This window comes from Pseudomonas sp. GM102 (assembly GCF_000282555.1).
GTDB lineage: Bacteria > Pseudomonadota > Gammaproteobacteria > Pseudomonadales > Pseudomonadaceae > Aquipseudomonas.
Genome location: NZ_AKJB01000057.1, coordinates 116,122 through 129,996, shown reverse-complemented (window position 1 = coordinate 129,996; position 13,875 = coordinate 116,122). Strand labels below are relative to the sequence as shown.

Here is a 13,875-nt window from a genome sequence, read left to right as displayed (position 1 = left end):
ATCAAGATCAAAAGATCGCAGCCTGCGGCAGCTCCTACATAGGCATGTATTGTCCGCTAGTTACTGTTAGCCACATTGATGTCAAACCGTCGCCTTCAAATCCACACCCAGCGCCTGGGCAAACGCCTTCACCAACGGACTGCGCACGGTGTTGTGGCGCAGGATCAGATTGAACGGCGTGACGATGTTGATCAGGTCCGGCCGCACCGCCCGAAACTGTCCCTGAGCCACCAGTGTTGCTGCGTAATGCTCGGGCAGAAAACCCACAAAACGGCCGGTCTTGACCAGCAGCGCCACGGCTTCCACTTGAGTCGCCGAGGCGGAAAAGCTGTCGTAGCGGGCAAAATTCAGTTTGTCCCGATGGATCGCGTAGCGGTGGTTGATGCACTCGTAATCCAGCAACACGTTACTGCCCATGTCCGCCTCCGGCATCGCGAACAGTGGATGGCCAACGGCGCAATACACGTACGAGCGTTCTTCATAAAGCGGGAAGTAATCGAACTCTTCTCTTTTCTGATAAACCGGCACGATCCCGGCCACTAGCCGCCCTTCGACTACGCCTCTTTCTACCTCATCTAACTGCGACGCTTGAAGTTGAAATCTTACTTTTGGCGACTCTTCATTTATTTTTCTAAGCGCTGCAACTAACGGCGAATTAGCATCCGTGATCGTATTGTCAATAACACCCACTCCAAGGTCGCCAATAAGTTCGTTCTGAGCTGAACTAAGCCGGTCACGAAAGTTATCGACGGAGGCAAACAAATCGATTGACGCCTGGTACACCAGACGGCCTTCTTCGGTCAGGTGAAAACCTTCCCGCCCTCGGGTACACAGGCGCATGCCGATGCGAATCTCGAGGTCGGAGATCTGTTTGCTGATGGCCGCCAGGCCCACATTTAACTCATTCTGCGCTGCGCTGAAGCCGCCAGCCTCGACCACAGCCTTGAATACTTTGAGCAGTTTGAAGTCCAGACCGCTGAGGGCCAGCGGTGCCCGATGTACCGATTTTGGCGGCGGGTTTCCGGAATTGGAAAGTGGGGTTTCCATAATGCTTATTTACCTCTGGCGCCCTATTCAACAATCTGTGTCCAACAACAAAAACAGTGCTGGCTAATAATAATGAACACAGAAAACAAGGCTTGGCAACCGTTAATAAATCCCGCCAATCAGTGCCAACTCACTGATTTCGAACTATTAAAAGCTGACACTTCGATCAGCTCTCGCCATTTAGCAACTGCGCTTTCCCCTGCCCTTGAATATTGATTGAGCCGAACCACGCCCGAATGATTTTCGGCGGGTGTTTCAGGTTCTGCACACTGGTGATCTGTAGGAGCGAGGCTTGCCCGCGAAGCTCTTCGGTCTCACACCGGATTAATTTTTAACTTCCGAGCAACGACGAGGAAAAACAACAATGTCTCAAACCACCGACCGTCTCTGGGGTGCCCGCTTCAAGAGCGGCCCGTCCGAAGCCCTGGCGGCCCTGTCCCGTTGCCCCGAGCGCTACTTTCGCCTCACCCCGTACGATCTCGCCGGCTCCAAGGCGCATGCCCGGGAATTGCAGCGCGCAGGGCTGTTGAGCGAGCAGGAAACCCAGACCATGCTCGACGCTCTGGAGCGTATCGGTGATGACTTCCGTGCCGGCAGCATCGCGCCGACGCTGGACGATGAAGACGTCCACACCTTCATCGAGCGCCTGCTGACCGAACGCCTCGGCGCACTGGGCGGCAAGCTGCGCGCCGGCCGTTCGCGCAACGACCAGACCGCCAACGACCTTCGACTGTTCCTGCGTGATCACGTGCGCACCCTGGCCGTTGAAGTGTTGGCCTTGCAACAAGCGCTGGTGGATCAGGCCGAACAACACATCGAGAGCATCTGCCCCGGTTTCACTCATCTGCAACAGGCCCAGCCAATCGTCTTTGCTCACCACTTGCTGGCCCACGCCCAATCGATGCTGCGTGACGTGCAGCGCCTAGTGGATTGGGATGTGCGCACCTCGCTGTCGCCACTCGGTGCGGCGGCCATGGCCGGTTCCGCCATCGCTCGCCTGCCGCAGCAGTCGGCCAAGGAAATGGGCTATAGCGGCGTGTGCGAAAACTCCATCGACGCCGTGGCCAGCCGCGATCACGTTGCCGAGTTCCTGTTTATCGCCAGCATGCTGGGGATCAACATTTCCCGCCTCGCCGAAGAATTCTGCCTTTGGTCGTCGCGGCAATTTCGCTGGGTCGCACTGGACGATGCCTACGCCACCGGAAGTTCGATCATGCCGCAGAAGAAAAACCCGGACATCGCTGAACTGGCCCGGGGCAAGGCCGGTCGCCTGATCGGTAACCTGACCGGTTTGCTGTCGACCCTCAAATCACTGCCGCTGTCCTACAACCGCGACTTGAGTGAAGACAAGAACGGCGTGCTCGACAGCGTCGACACCCTGCTGCTGGTGTTGCCGGCCATGGCCGGAATGGTCGCGACCATGAAGGTCAACGTCGAAGAGTTGCGTCGTCAGGCACCGCTGGGCTTCACCCTGGCCACCGAAGTGGCCGACTGGCTGGCGGTGCGCGGCGTGCCGTTCAAGGAAGCTCACGAAATCACCGGCGCGCTGGTCCAGGCCTGCGAGAAACAAGAGATCGAATTGTGGGAAGCCTCGCCTGCGCTGCTGGCCGAGATCGATCCACGCCTCAAGCCTGAGGTGCGCGACAGCCTGACCCTCGAAGCCGCCATCGCCGCCCGCAGCGGCTGGGGCGGCACCGCGCCACAACAGGTGCGCGAGCAGATCGGCCGACTGAAAACCGCCCTCGCCGCCCAGCAGCAATGGACCGAGAACTATCAGGGTTTCCGCCTCTGATTCACGGCGAAACCCTGTAGGAGCGAAGCTTGCTCGCGAAGGCGGTGGGTCAGTAAACACTGATTACAACTGATCCACCGCCTTCGCGAGCAAGCTTCGCTCCTACAGGGATTAATACCAGCGTACGGAGAACCAACATGAGCCAGACTCAGGCAGAACGACTCCAGTCGGAGCGCAAACTGGCGGAAAACCAGTTCGATATCACCCAGTACCAGCATGTACCACGGCGTTACTACGGGCGGATTTTCTTCGCCACGGTGATCGTGATTGCGATTGTCGGTCTGGTACGGGCCTTCGCCGAAGGCAAGATCGAATGGTCGTACATCGGCCAGTTCCTCACCTCTCAGGCCATTATGTGGGGCTTGCTCAACACCATCGTCATGGCGGTGCTGGCGATGGCGCTGGGCATCGTGTTCGGGGTGATCACGGCGATCATGCGCATGTCGGCCAATCCGATCCTGCGCTATGTGGCGCTGACCTACACCTGGCTGTTTCGCGGTACGCCGCTGATTCTGCAACTGCTGCTGTGGTTCAACCTGGCGCTGATCTTCCCCACCATCGGTATCCCCGGCCTGTTCGAAATGGACACCGTGAGCCTGATGACGCCCTTCGCCGCCGCCCTCCTCGGCTTGAGCATCAACCAGGGCGCCTACACCGCCGAAGTGGTGCGCGCCGGTCTGCTCTCGGTCGACACCGGGCAGTACGAAGCCGCCAAGTCGATCGGCATGCCACGCCTGCAAGCCTTGCGCCGGATCATCCTGCCCCAGGCCATGCGGATCATCATTCCGCCGGTGGGCAACGAGTTCATCGGCATGGTGAAAATGACCTCCCTGGCGAGCGTCATCCAGTACTCGGAACTGCTCTACAACGCCCAGAACATCTACTACGCCAACGCCCGCGTGATGGAGCTGCTGATCGTCGCCGGTATCTGGTACCTGGCCACCGTCACTGTTCTGTCCTTTGGTCAAAGCCGTCTGGAGCGTCGTTTCGCTCGCGGCGCCGGCAAGCGTTCTTGAGGAGCCCCACATGAGAAGCATCGTCAAGGCCGTGAGCCTGAACAAGTACTACGACCATTTCCACGCGCTCAAGGACATCAACATCGAGGTCGAGCAAGGCGAAGTGCTGTGCATCATCGGCCCGTCCGGCTCCGGCAAGAGCACCCTGCTGCGCTGCGTGAATCAGTTGGAAAAAATCGACAAGGGCGGCCTGTGGGTCGACGGCGAACTGGTGGGTTACCGCATCGTCGGCAACAAGCTGCACGAACTCAACGAGTCGCAGATCGCCCGTCAGCGCCTGGCCACCGGCATGGTGTTCCAGCGTTTCAACCTGTTCCCGCACATGACTGTGCTGCAAAACATCATCGAAGGGCCGTGCCAGGTGCTCAAGCGTTCGCCCAAAGAAGCGCACGAAGAAGCCTTGGAATTGCTCGCTCGCGTCGGCCTGGCCGACAAGCGCAACAGCTACCCGATCGAACTGTCGGGTGGTCAGCAACAACGGGTGGCGATTGCCCGCGCGTTGGCCATGCGCCCCAAGCTGATGCTGTTCGATGAACCCACTTCGGCACTCGACCCGGAACTGGTCGGTGAGGTGCTGTCGGTGATGCGCGATCTGGCGCAGACCGGCATGACCATGATCGTCGTCACCCATGAACTGGGCTTCGCTCGCGAGGTTTCCAACCGCATGGTGTTCATGGACGAAGGACAGATCGTGGAGGCTGGAAGCCCCGAAGAAATACTAATAAGTCCGCAAAACCCACGCACCCAAAGCTTCATTTCTGCCGTTCGAACCTAAGCGCCAGCCTCGGAAACCAAGAGCTGCGTAATAACACTCATAAGAGAACGACCATGAAGAACATAGTTATCCCAGCAGTACTCGCAGGCGTTATGGCTTCCAGCTTCACCTGGGCCGCCGAACTACCGGCCAGCATCAAGGACAAGGGCGAGGTCGTGGTAGCGATCATGCCGAACTACCCGCCAATGGATTTCAAGGACCCGGCCACCAATACCCTCACAGGGCTCGACGTTGACCTAGGCAATGCCCTTGCCGAACGGCTGGGCGTGAAGATCAAATGGCAGGAAACCGGCTTCGAACAAATGATCAACGCGCTGACCACCGACCGCGTCGACATGGTGATGTCAGGCATGACCGACACCGCCGAGCGTCAGGCCAGTGTGACCTTCGTCGACTACTTCACCAGCGGCCCGCAGTTCTACACCTTGCAGAAAAACAAGGACACGAACGAAATCATCGACCTGTGCGGCAAGAAAGTCGGCACTAGCCGACGTACCACGTTCCCGGCGGAAATCGCCGAATGGAGCAAGGCCAACTGCGAAGCCGCCGGCAAGCCTGCGATCAACGTGATCGGCACCGAAGGCTCGGCCGACGCCCGTGCGCAACTGCGTCAGAGCCGTATCGACGCGGCCATGCAAGGCAGCGAAACCCTGCCGTACCTCAAGACCCAGGAAAAGGACATGTACAAAACCGTGGGCCTGCCGATTTCCAAGCAGTTCACCGGTCTGGGCGTGAGCAAGAAAAAGCCTGAGCTGAGTGAAGCGGTGAAAGTGGCGATGCAGAGCATGGTCGATGACGGCAGCTACCAGGCGATCCTGAAGAAGTGGGACCTGGAATTGGGTGCGATCAAGACCGTGACCATTAACGCCGGCAAGTAATGCTTGCCCGTAGGAGCGAGGCTTGCCCGCGAAGGCGGTCTGTCAGATGACATAGATGTTGAATGCACTGGCCTCTTCGCGAGCAAGCTTCGCTCCTACAGGTTTGCAGACTGACCACAGATTTGTGATCGACTCCCACAGGGTTCGGCGTTTACTTTTAATAGTTGGAGCACCACATGTCCTCCTCACCCCAACCCACCTGGCCGGACCAGCACACAGCCTGCCTCGCCCTGGCCTTCGACCTCGATGGCCCGACCGGCGATGCCATGCTCAACGGTTCGATCTGGCGCAAGCCCGAGTATTTCGGTTTCGGTGGTTATGGCCCCTATCGGGCGCTGTCGCGGATTCTCGATTTGCTGGATGAGTTCCAGATCCCGACGACATTCTTCGTCCCGGCCTGGGTCGTGGAGAACTGGCCGAAACAGTGCCAGGCCATCGTCGAGCGCGGGCATGAGGTGGCGTACCACGGCTACAAACACGAATCCTTTTACGCCCTGACGCTGGACCAGCAAAAGGACGTGATGCACAAATCCCGCGAGGTGTTCTGGAAGCATCTGAACATCCGCGCCGAAGGTTTCCGCACACCATCCGGCGACTGGCGGGCCGAAACGCCGGCCATGCTAGTGGAAGCCGGCGTGACTTATTCCAGCAGCATGCGCGGCGATGATCGGCCATATCTAGTCAACGTGCCGGGCTTCGATACGCCGCTGGTGGAAATCCCCGGCCGCTGGGAAATGGACGACTACGCCTCCCTCGCCTACACCCGCGCGCCGGACTTTCCTTCGGGACTGGACCGCACCGCCAGCTACGCGCTGACCCTCGATAACTGGTGCCGCGAATTCGACGGTGCCATGGATGAGGGCTTGTGCCTGACCACCCTGTTCCACCCCAAGATCACCGGCAAACCGGGGCGCATCCTGCTTCTGGAAAAACTCTTCGAACACATGCGCCAACGCGACGACGTCTGGTTCGCCACCTGCCGCGACGTCGCCCACTGGTGGCTGAAGGAGCATCACCATGGCTGATTCCATCGTCTGGCCCAACGGCTACCGCTGCGCCGTGGTGCTGACCGTCGATTACAACGACATCCACGGCATCCTCACCCAGGCGCCGGAAGTCGCCGGGCGCGACAAAACCTTGTCGGTATGGCGCTACGGCACCCAACGCGGTGTCGAGCGTTTGCTCAAGCTTTTCGAAGAACTGGGCGTTTCCAGCAGTTGGTTCATTCCCGGCATCGTCGCCGAGGAAAACCCGCAGCACATCCGAGCGATCCAGGCTGGCGGGCATGAGATTGCCTGCGCCGGGTATCGCCATCAGAACTACGACAAGCTGACGCTGGCCGAGCAAAGCGCCGAGATCGCCAAGGGTTGCGCGGCCTTGAGCGCTCTGACCGGTCAGCGTCCGACAGGCTTCCGTATCCCGGCCGGCAACGGTGCGCCGGGTTTCATCGAGGCGTTAAGGGAGCATGGCATCCGCTGGGACTCGTCATGGCGTGGCGATGACTTGCCCTTCGCTCACCCGACGGCACCCGAAGTGATCGAACTGCCGTTGCACTACGAACTGGAAGACGAACCCTACTTCGCCTTCAACCTCAGCCCGGCGGTGCCGCCCGCACAATCGCGGATCGCTTCCTACAGCCATACCCTGGGCAACTTGCAAATGGACTTCGCCGGGTTTCACCGGTTCGGGCTGTGTTACGTGCTGCGGCTGCACCCGGAAATCATCGCCACGCCCGGGCGGATCGGCGTGTTGCGCGAATTGCTACAGAGCATTCAACAACACGACGACGTATGGATCGCCACTGGTGCCGAGGTCACTCAATGGTGGGCTGAATCGACAGCGCCCGTGGCCGAGGATCATCCGGCGGCGGTGTACGAACGTCATTATCGGGATTACGGCGTATGAAAGATCAAGAGATCGCAGCTTTCGGCAGCGCCTACGATGGGGTGATGCGAATGAAGCGGTTGGCGCAGTTCTGCGTCGATACTCGCTTCGAAGATTTACCTCCCGCGTTGGTCGCGCAAGCCAGGCGACATATCCTCGACACCTTCGGCGTGACCCTGGCCGGGGCTGGCAGCGATGTGGCGAAACAGGCGCGTCAGGTTTTCGAGGGTGAAACCGGCAGCACGTTGGTCTGGGGCACCGGTCAGCGCGTCGGCGCAGCGCAGGCCGCCATGCTCAATGGCATCGCCGCGCATGCCCTGGAGCTGGACGACACCGGCGGCTGCGATCACTCCGGCGCGGTGGTGCTGCCGGCGGTGATGGCTGCGCTCTCGATGTCGGAGCTATCGGTTTCTGAAGCGTCAGTAAACGGCCGCGAATTGATCACCGCTGTGGTGATCGGCTACGAAATCGGCCGCCGAGTGCTTGAAGCCTGCGGCAGTTATTCGGCCCACAACGGCGCCGGTTGGCACTCCACCGCGACGTGCGGGGTCTTTGGTGCGGCGGCGGCCAGTGCACGGATTCTGGGTCTGGATGCACAGCAAACCCTGGCGGCGCTGGGCATTGCCGGCAGCTTCAGCGGCGGTCTTTGGGCGTTCATTCATGACGGCTCGCAAAGCAAAAAGCTCCACAGCGGTCGGGCCGCCGAAGGTGGATTGCTGGCGGCGCGATTTGCGCAACAAGGCATCACCGGGCCGACAAAATTGTTCGATGATGTCTGGGGCGGTTTTCTCAAGACCCTCGCGGCGGACACCGCCGTGCCCGAGGCGCTGGATGCCGAACTGGGCCGCGTGTGGAAACTTGCCCGCTGCTCGATCAAACCCTACGCGGCATGCCGAGGCACGCATTCGGCGATCGATGCATTGGGCCTGTTGCTGGATCAATTGCAGGTCAGCGCGGATCAGGTCGAGAGCGTTCAGGTTTCGCTGTGCGGATTTCTTCAGGACATGTGTGGCGGTCAGGACATCAACACCCTGCCGGCGGCGCAGATGAGCCTGCGCTATGCCCTCGCGGCCCGGCTGGGCCATGGTCATTGCCGGTTGGAAGCCTACGACGACGAACAGCGCCACCACCCTCGGATTGCTCACTGGATGTCGCGTATTCGCCTTGAAGTCGACCCGCTACTGTCGGAGGATGGCGAGCCTGTGGTCAGCCTGCAGACCGTGGACGGTCGGCACGCGAGTTTGTGCGTTGAGGTGCCGTTGGGGGCGCCGGGGAATCCGCTGAGTGATGAGGCGCTGGAGGAGAAGTTCTTCAGTCTGGCGGGGCGGGTGATGCCGCAGGAGCAGGCGAAAGGCTTGCTTGAGCAGTTGTGGCGACTGGATGAGCTGGAATCGGTTCGGGCGCTTGACCGGTGGCTGGCTTGAGTATGACGTTGTCTGTGCGGACCTCATCGCGGGCAAGCCCGCTCCCACAGGGATCACCTGAATCCTGTGGGAGCGAGGCTTGCCCGCGATTGGCCGCAACTCGGTATCGCGTCGAACTCCACAGAATCTGAATAAGGACATTTGCCCCACCGTGGCCACTTACTCCCTCGTTATCCGCCGCTTGATGATCGTTTCGCTGACCATCGTCGTCAGCCGCGCCATTACCAGCCCGTTGCTCACGCTGTTTCTGAGCAACAAACTCGGCCTCAACCAACAGGACGTCGGCCTGTTGCTCGGCATCGCGGTGTTTATCGCCACCCTGCTCGCGCTTTATGGCGGCTACATCATCGACCGCCTCGAAAAACGCCGGTTGCTGATCCTCGCCATGCTCTCCAGCGCCATCGGTTTCGTGCTGCTGACCTTCGCCGAAAACCTCTACCTGACCACCGCCACCCTGGTGATCACCGAAACCGCCTCGGCGCTGTTCCTGATCGGGTCCAAGGCGATCCTCAGCGAAAACCTGGCTGTGGGCCAGCGCGCCAAGGCCTTTTCGCTGCGCTACACACTGACCAACATCGGCTACGCCACCGGCCCGATGCTCGGCGTGGTAATCGCCGGGGTGCAGCCAACAGCTCCATTCCTGATCGCTGGCGGCATCGCATTCTTCAGTATTTTCCTGATGAGCGGGATTCCCAAAGACCCGGCCCAGACACCCGCCATTGGCCAGCCCCAGAGCTTCCTCAAAACCCTGATCACCCTGAAGAACGACCGCACGCTGATCATGTTCACTTGCGGCTGCCTGCTCAGCACCGTGGTGCACGGTCGTTTCACCCTGTATCTGTCGCAATACCTGCTAGTCACCCAAGACACCAAACGTGCCCTGGAAACCATGGCTGCCCTGCTCGCCTGCAACGCCATCAGCGTGATCCTGCTGCAATACCAGATCGGGCGGTTCCTCAAACGCGAACAACTGCGTTACTGGATTGCTGGTGGCACCAGCCTGTTCATCCTCGGGCTGATCGGTTTCAGCCTGGCTGACAGCCTGGTGAGCTGGTGCGTGGCGATGTTCATCTTCACACTTGGCGAAATGATCATTTACCCGGCCGAATTCCTCTTCGTCGACACCTTGGCCCCGGAAGAACTGCGTGGCAGCTATTACGGCGCGCAGAACCTCGCGGCCCTCGGCGGTGCACTGAGCCCGGTGATCTGTGGCTATCTGCTGCTGCACACGCCCGCGCCCACCATGTTCTACGCTCTGAGCGCATTGACGGCGATGGGCGGTTTTCTCTGCTTCATGAGCGGTCGACGGGTGGTAATACTGCAAAAATAATGCACTGAAACTGCATTAATATGAATTTGTCAGCATCAGGTTTGATCGGCACACTGTGCGGCGTTCCTCCCCCAATAGTTGGAACTACTTCAAGGGCTTTCTGGGTATCCCAGCTAAGCCTTTTTTTTGCCTGGATTTTTATACGGACCGTTTGCCTCATGTTTGCTCGCTGGTTACCTGCCGCCATCAATACCCGTCCTTCAGAATGGAGCCGCGCTGCCATCGGCATGGCCCTGGGGACGATGTTGAGCGTCTGGCTTTGCGGCCAAGTGTTCGGCATGGACGTGGCGCTGCATCTGATCGGGCCGCTGGGCGCCTCGGCGGTGCTGTTGTTCGCCGTGTCCTCGGGCGCGCTTGCCCAGCCGTGGTCAATTCTTGGCGGTTACCTCTGTGCGGGAGTGGTCTCGCTGCTGGTCGCTCATGTACTCGGACGCACCCTCGGCAGCGCCTGCCTCGCGGCGGGCATGGCGCTGATTCTGATGTGTTGGTTGCGTTGCTTGCACCCACCGGCGGGTGCCTTGGCGTTGCTTATGGTGGTGGCAGACCCGGCGACCATCGCCCTGGAGTGGAAAGCCCTCGGCCCGGTGATGCTCAGTGCTTCGACGATGCTGCTCAGCGCACTGGCGTACAACAATCTGACGCGCATTCGTTACCCAAAACGTCCCGCTGAACAGGCACCACTCATGCCCGCGACCGACAGCCAGGCGATCACTGCCGCGGATCTGAAACTGGCCCTCGCCGAGATGGAGGCGTTCTACGATGTCACCCCCGAAGACCTCGAGCAGTTGATCCATGCCAGCGAGTTGCATGCCAGGCGCCGTAGCATCGGTGAAGTGCTGAGCGGCAGAACCTGAGTTCATCAAGGGCAGCAACGGCTTTTGTGGCGAGGGAGCTTGCTCCCGCTGGGCTGCGAAGCGGCCCCTCTACAGAGCCTGCGACTGCTGCGCAGTCGAACGGGAGCAAGCTCCCTCGCCACAGATTCATCGCAGACTCAACAACAGCTCAGGCCGCGGACTGCTGCCGTGCCGGCACCGCCAGGCTAACCGCGCGCACCGACGACCCGGCACTCAAGCCCAAGGTTTTCGCCGTCTGCGCATCGACAATCAACGTACCAGCGGCAACGCGTGCGGGAGCAGCGGTAATCCGGCATTCGGCAAACTGGCGGTTGTGAATCAGGTACGTCGCCGCGTGCTCTCCTGGTGTGCCGATGCTCAGTTGCAACACCTGACTGTCGCGCACCGCACGGATGTCACCAGTGGCGCATTCGATCAGTGGCCCGCCATCAAAGATATCGATGTAATCCCGATGCTCGAACCCTTCCGCCTTGAGCATGCCCAGTGCCGGCTCGGTGTTGGGGTGCACGCGACCGATAACCGCTCGCGCTGCCTCGGGCAACAGGCAGGTCGGCAGCGGAAACTTGGGCATCAGTTCGGCGATGAAGGTTTTGTTGCCAAGGCCCGTGAGGTAGTCGGCGTCAGCGAAATTCATCTTGAAGAAGTGCCGCCCCAGACCTTCCCAGAACGGTGATACACCCTCTTCATCCGAATAACCGCGCATCTCCGCGATCACCTTGTCACCGAAGTGCTGACGAAACTCCGCCAGAAACAGGAAGCGTGCCTTCGACAACAAGCGGCCATTCAGACCGCTGCGGTGATCGGCATGCAAAAACAGCGAACACAGCTCCGAGTGGCCGGTCATGTCATTGCCCAGGAACAACGTCGGCAGTTGCTGATTGATCCCGAGGTTTTTCGACGCGGCGACAAACAGGCCCAGTCGATAGTTGTACCAAGGCTCACGCAAACCGACGGCGCCTGCCAACGCGCAAATACCGACTGCTTCTTGCTGGTCGTTCTCCAGCACAAACAGGTAGTCGGCATCGCCGCGCTCGGCCTCGCCTGCAAAGGTTTTCGCCGCCCATTCCAGACGCTGGGTCAAACGCGCCGCATCGGCCGGCAAGGTGGTCAAACCGGTTCCGGCGCTATGGGCCAGGGCTAACAGTGCCGGCAAATCTGCCGGTGTTGCAGGACGGACGATCATCGCACTTGCTCCTGGGCAGGTTTGGACTGATGTTTGGATAGATAGACTTCGGCCAACATGCAGCGGGCGCTGCCGCCGCCGATGCGTTCGATGGTGTCGATGTTCACCGGCAGCGGCGTGGTGTGGGCTTCGATCAAACGGCGCTGATCGGCATCCAGCGATTGCCAGGCGGTGCGCGACATCACCAGCACGGGTTCGCCCGCAGCGTTGTGGACTTCCAGCATGTTGCCGGCGAACGATTCCAGCTGCGCCCAGTCCAGGGCAATGACCTTCTTGCCGCTGTCTTCAAGGCGCGTGCGCAGGGCCAGGCGTTCGGCTGGGTGAGTGACGGAGGCCAGGCACGCAATCGCCAGCCGCGTGCCGACACTCATCATCACGTTGGTGTGATAAATCGCCACGCCCTGACGGTCCACCGCATTGAAGGCACACAGCTCGTAACCCAAATGGTCGACCAGTTGATCCAGCGCCCGAGCGTGGGTGCGGGTGGAATAGCCGGCGTAACAAATCCGCTGCTGTCGATCCAGCACCATGCTGCCGGTGCCCTCGAGGAACACTTCCTGCTGTTCGAGGCTGGACAGGTCCAGCAACTGCTCGACGCGGTATTCATCCCGCAGCCAGTCGAGCACACCTTTATCGCGCTCCAGACGGCGGTTATGGCCCTGCATCGGGTACAGCACCAACGTGCCGTCAGGGTGGCTGCTCCACCAGTTGTTGGGGAAGATCGAATCCGGGGTATGCGGGGCTTCGAGGTCGTTATGCACCAGGACCTCGACGCCATGGCTGCGCAGCGCGGCGACGTAGCCATCGAACTCTTGCAAGGCCTTGAGCTGCACGTCCTCGGACACATCGGCCGGGCGCTGGAAACGGTTATTCGCCGCCGTGTCCTGATTGAACGAGAAACGTGTCGGGCGAATCATCAAAACGGTATTGGTGGTTTGCATGGGCACAGATTCAATGAGGGTTGAGAGGTGCTCATTGTCTGTTTCGGCGATGAAAAAACCCGGTTGATAAGGGCTTGGCGGGTGATGGAAATGGCTGAAAATCCGGGATCGTTCAGCCGATTCGGCGAGGGGTGAAAAGCAAAAGATCGCAGCCTTCGGCGGCTCCTACGGGATCGGTGTTCATACCCGAAATTGCGGTGAACACGGTCCACGTAGGAGCTGCCGAAGGCTGCGATCCTTTGACCTTTACCTTGATCTTGCGGGTGCCGCCTATTCCATCGTGGTCTTGACCATCGCCAGTTCCGGATGGCTGACCAGTTTGTCGATGTGCAATTCCGGGTCGTCGAACCAGACTTCAGTCAACACCCGATAATGCTCCATGTCCCGGCAACGCATGCGCAAACTGTAGTCGAATGCGCCGCTGATCAAGCGGCATTCCAGCACCTGCGGACAACCACGAACCTTGGCCTCAAAGGCCTTTTGCGCCGCCCGCCCGCTTTGGTTCGACAGCGCGACCAACACCAGCAGCGACAGGCCCGGCGTCAGTTTTTTTTCATCGAGAATGGCCCCGTAGCCACGGATAACCCCGAGCTGTTCGAGCTTGCGCACCCGCTCCAGGCACGGCCTGGGCGTCAGGTGCACACGCTCGGAAAGCTTTTGATAAGTGATGCGCCCTTCGTGGCGCAGCACTTCGATAATGGCCTGATCGATACGATCAAGCACAATCGACAGATCGCGGATATCCGCCATG

General features: G+C 60.1%; 13 protein-coding genes. 9 read left to right on the top strand and 4 right to left on the bottom strand.

What is annotated here, in order from left to right:
- Nucleotides 1-81: 81 nt before the first annotated feature.
- Nucleotides 82-1,047, bottom strand: coding sequence for a LysR family transcriptional regulator (locus PMI18_RS16010; RefSeq protein WP_007900210.1), 966 nt, complete (start codon nucleotides 1,045-1,047; stop codon nucleotides 82-84).
- 364 nt (nucleotides 1,048-1,411) lie between these two features.
- Here PMI18_RS16010 and argH point away from each other — a divergent pair, with 364 nt between their 5' ends.
- From argH to PMI18_RS16055, 9 genes are all read left to right on the top strand, one after another.
- Entirely contained in the window at nucleotides 1,412-2,839 is a 1,428-nt protein-coding gene (gene argH, locus PMI18_RS16015) for an argininosuccinate lyase (protein WP_007900207.1), read from the top strand.
- 137 nt (nucleotides 2,840-2,976) lie between these two features.
- Nucleotides 2,977-3,855, top strand: a complete 879-nt coding sequence (locus PMI18_RS16020; protein ID WP_007900206.1) for an amino acid ABC transporter permease — start codon at nucleotides 2,977-2,979, stop codon at nucleotides 3,853-3,855.
- Between the two features lie 10 nt (nucleotides 3,856-3,865).
- On the top strand, nucleotides 3,866-4,630 hold the full coding sequence (locus PMI18_RS16025) for an amino acid ABC transporter ATP-binding protein (protein WP_007900205.1): 765 nt from the start codon (nucleotides 3,866-3,868) through the stop codon (nucleotides 4,628-4,630).
- Between the two features lie 53 nt (nucleotides 4,631-4,683).
- The gene (locus tag PMI18_RS16030; protein ID WP_007900204.1) at nucleotides 4,684-5,508 is read left to right on the top strand and encodes an ABC transporter substrate-binding protein; all 825 of its coding nucleotides are present in this window, start codon (nucleotides 4,684-4,686) and stop codon (nucleotides 5,506-5,508) included.
- Nucleotides 5,509-5,684: 176 nt separating this feature from the next.
- Complete coding sequence (locus tag PMI18_RS16035; protein WP_007900203.1) at nucleotides 5,685-6,533, top strand: polysaccharide deacetylase family protein; 849 nt, start codon at nucleotides 5,685-5,687, stop codon at nucleotides 6,531-6,533.
- Nucleotides 6,526-7,413, top strand: coding sequence for a polysaccharide deacetylase family protein (locus PMI18_RS16040; protein ID WP_007900202.1), 888 nt, complete (start codon nucleotides 6,526-6,528; stop codon nucleotides 7,411-7,413). Before PMI18_RS16035 ends, PMI18_RS16040 begins: the two co-directional genes overlap by 8 nt.
- Nucleotides 7,410-8,816 (top strand): MmgE/PrpD family protein, encoded by a 1,407-nt coding sequence (locus PMI18_RS16045; protein WP_007900201.1) that lies wholly within the window; start codon nucleotides 7,410-7,412, stop codon nucleotides 8,814-8,816. Before PMI18_RS16040 ends, PMI18_RS16045 begins: the two co-directional genes overlap by 4 nt.
- Before the next feature lie 151 nt (nucleotides 8,817-8,967).
- A complete protein-coding gene (locus tag PMI18_RS16050; protein ID WP_033036367.1) occupies nucleotides 8,968-10,146 on the top strand; it encodes an MFS transporter in 1,179 nt (392 codons plus the stop codon).
- A 158-nt stretch (nucleotides 10,147-10,304) separates the two neighbouring features.
- Complete coding sequence (locus PMI18_RS16055) at nucleotides 10,305-11,000, top strand: HPP family protein (RefSeq protein WP_007900197.1); 696 nt, start codon at nucleotides 10,305-10,307, stop codon at nucleotides 10,998-11,000.
- 148 nt (nucleotides 11,001-11,148) lie between these two features.
- On the opposite strand, the gene astA is transcribed toward PMI18_RS16055, so the two are convergent.
- From astA to PMI18_RS16070, 3 genes are all read right to left on the bottom strand, one after another.
- Nucleotides 11,149-12,183, bottom strand: a complete 1,035-nt coding sequence (astA, locus tag PMI18_RS16060; protein WP_007900196.1) for an arginine N-succinyltransferase — start codon at nucleotides 12,181-12,183, stop codon at nucleotides 11,149-11,151.
- Nucleotides 12,180-13,124, bottom strand: coding sequence for a citrulline utilization hydrolase CtlX (gene ctlX / locus PMI18_RS16065; protein WP_007900195.1), 945 nt, complete (start codon nucleotides 13,122-13,124; stop codon nucleotides 12,180-12,182). Before ctlX ends, astA begins: the two co-directional genes overlap by 4 nt.
- Before the next feature lie 270 nt (nucleotides 13,125-13,394).
- Nucleotides 13,395-13,874, bottom strand: coding sequence for an Lrp/AsnC family transcriptional regulator (locus PMI18_RS16070; RefSeq protein WP_007900194.1), 480 nt, complete (start codon nucleotides 13,872-13,874; stop codon nucleotides 13,395-13,397).
- Nucleotide 13,875 lies beyond the last annotated feature (1 nt).

What these genes read in the sequence shown, in the direction of transcription:
- PMI18_RS16010 (WP_007900210.1), bottom strand. Translation starts at nt 1,047, where the DNA reads ATGGAAACCCCACTTTCCAATTCCGGAAACCCGCCGCCAAAATCGGTA.
- argH (WP_007900207.1), top strand. Translation starts at nt 1,412, where the DNA reads ATGTCTCAAACCACCGACCGTCTCTGGGGTGCCCGCTTCAAGAGCGGC.
- PMI18_RS16020 (WP_007900206.1), top strand. Translation starts at nt 2,977, where the DNA reads ATGAGCCAGACTCAGGCAGAACGACTCCAGTCGGAGCGCAAACTGGCG.
- PMI18_RS16025 (WP_007900205.1), top strand. Translation starts at nt 3,866, where the DNA reads ATGAGAAGCATCGTCAAGGCCGTGAGCCTGAACAAGTACTACGACCAT.
- PMI18_RS16030 (WP_007900204.1), top strand. Translation starts at nt 4,684, where the DNA reads ATGAAGAACATAGTTATCCCAGCAGTACTCGCAGGCGTTATGGCTTCC.
- PMI18_RS16035 (WP_007900203.1), top strand. Translation starts at nt 5,685, where the DNA reads ATGTCCTCCTCACCCCAACCCACCTGGCCGGACCAGCACACAGCCTGC.
- PMI18_RS16040 (WP_007900202.1), top strand. Translation starts at nt 6,526, where the DNA reads ATGGCTGATTCCATCGTCTGGCCCAACGGCTACCGCTGCGCCGTGGTG.
- PMI18_RS16045 (WP_007900201.1), top strand. Translation starts at nt 7,410, where the DNA reads ATGAAAGATCAAGAGATCGCAGCTTTCGGCAGCGCCTACGATGGGGTG.
- PMI18_RS16055 (WP_007900197.1), top strand. Translation starts at nt 10,305, where the DNA reads ATGTTTGCTCGCTGGTTACCTGCCGCCATCAATACCCGTCCTTCAGAA.
- astA (WP_007900196.1), bottom strand. Translation starts at nt 12,183, where the DNA reads ATGATCGTCCGTCCTGCAACACCGGCAGATTTGCCGGCACTGTTAGCC.
- ctlX (WP_007900195.1), bottom strand. Translation starts at nt 13,124, where the DNA reads ATGCAAACCACCAATACCGTTTTGATGATTCGCCCGACACGTTTCTCG.
- PMI18_RS16070 (WP_007900194.1), bottom strand. Translation starts at nt 13,874, where the DNA reads ATGGCGGATATCCGCGATCTGTCGATTGTGCTTGATCGTATCGATCAG.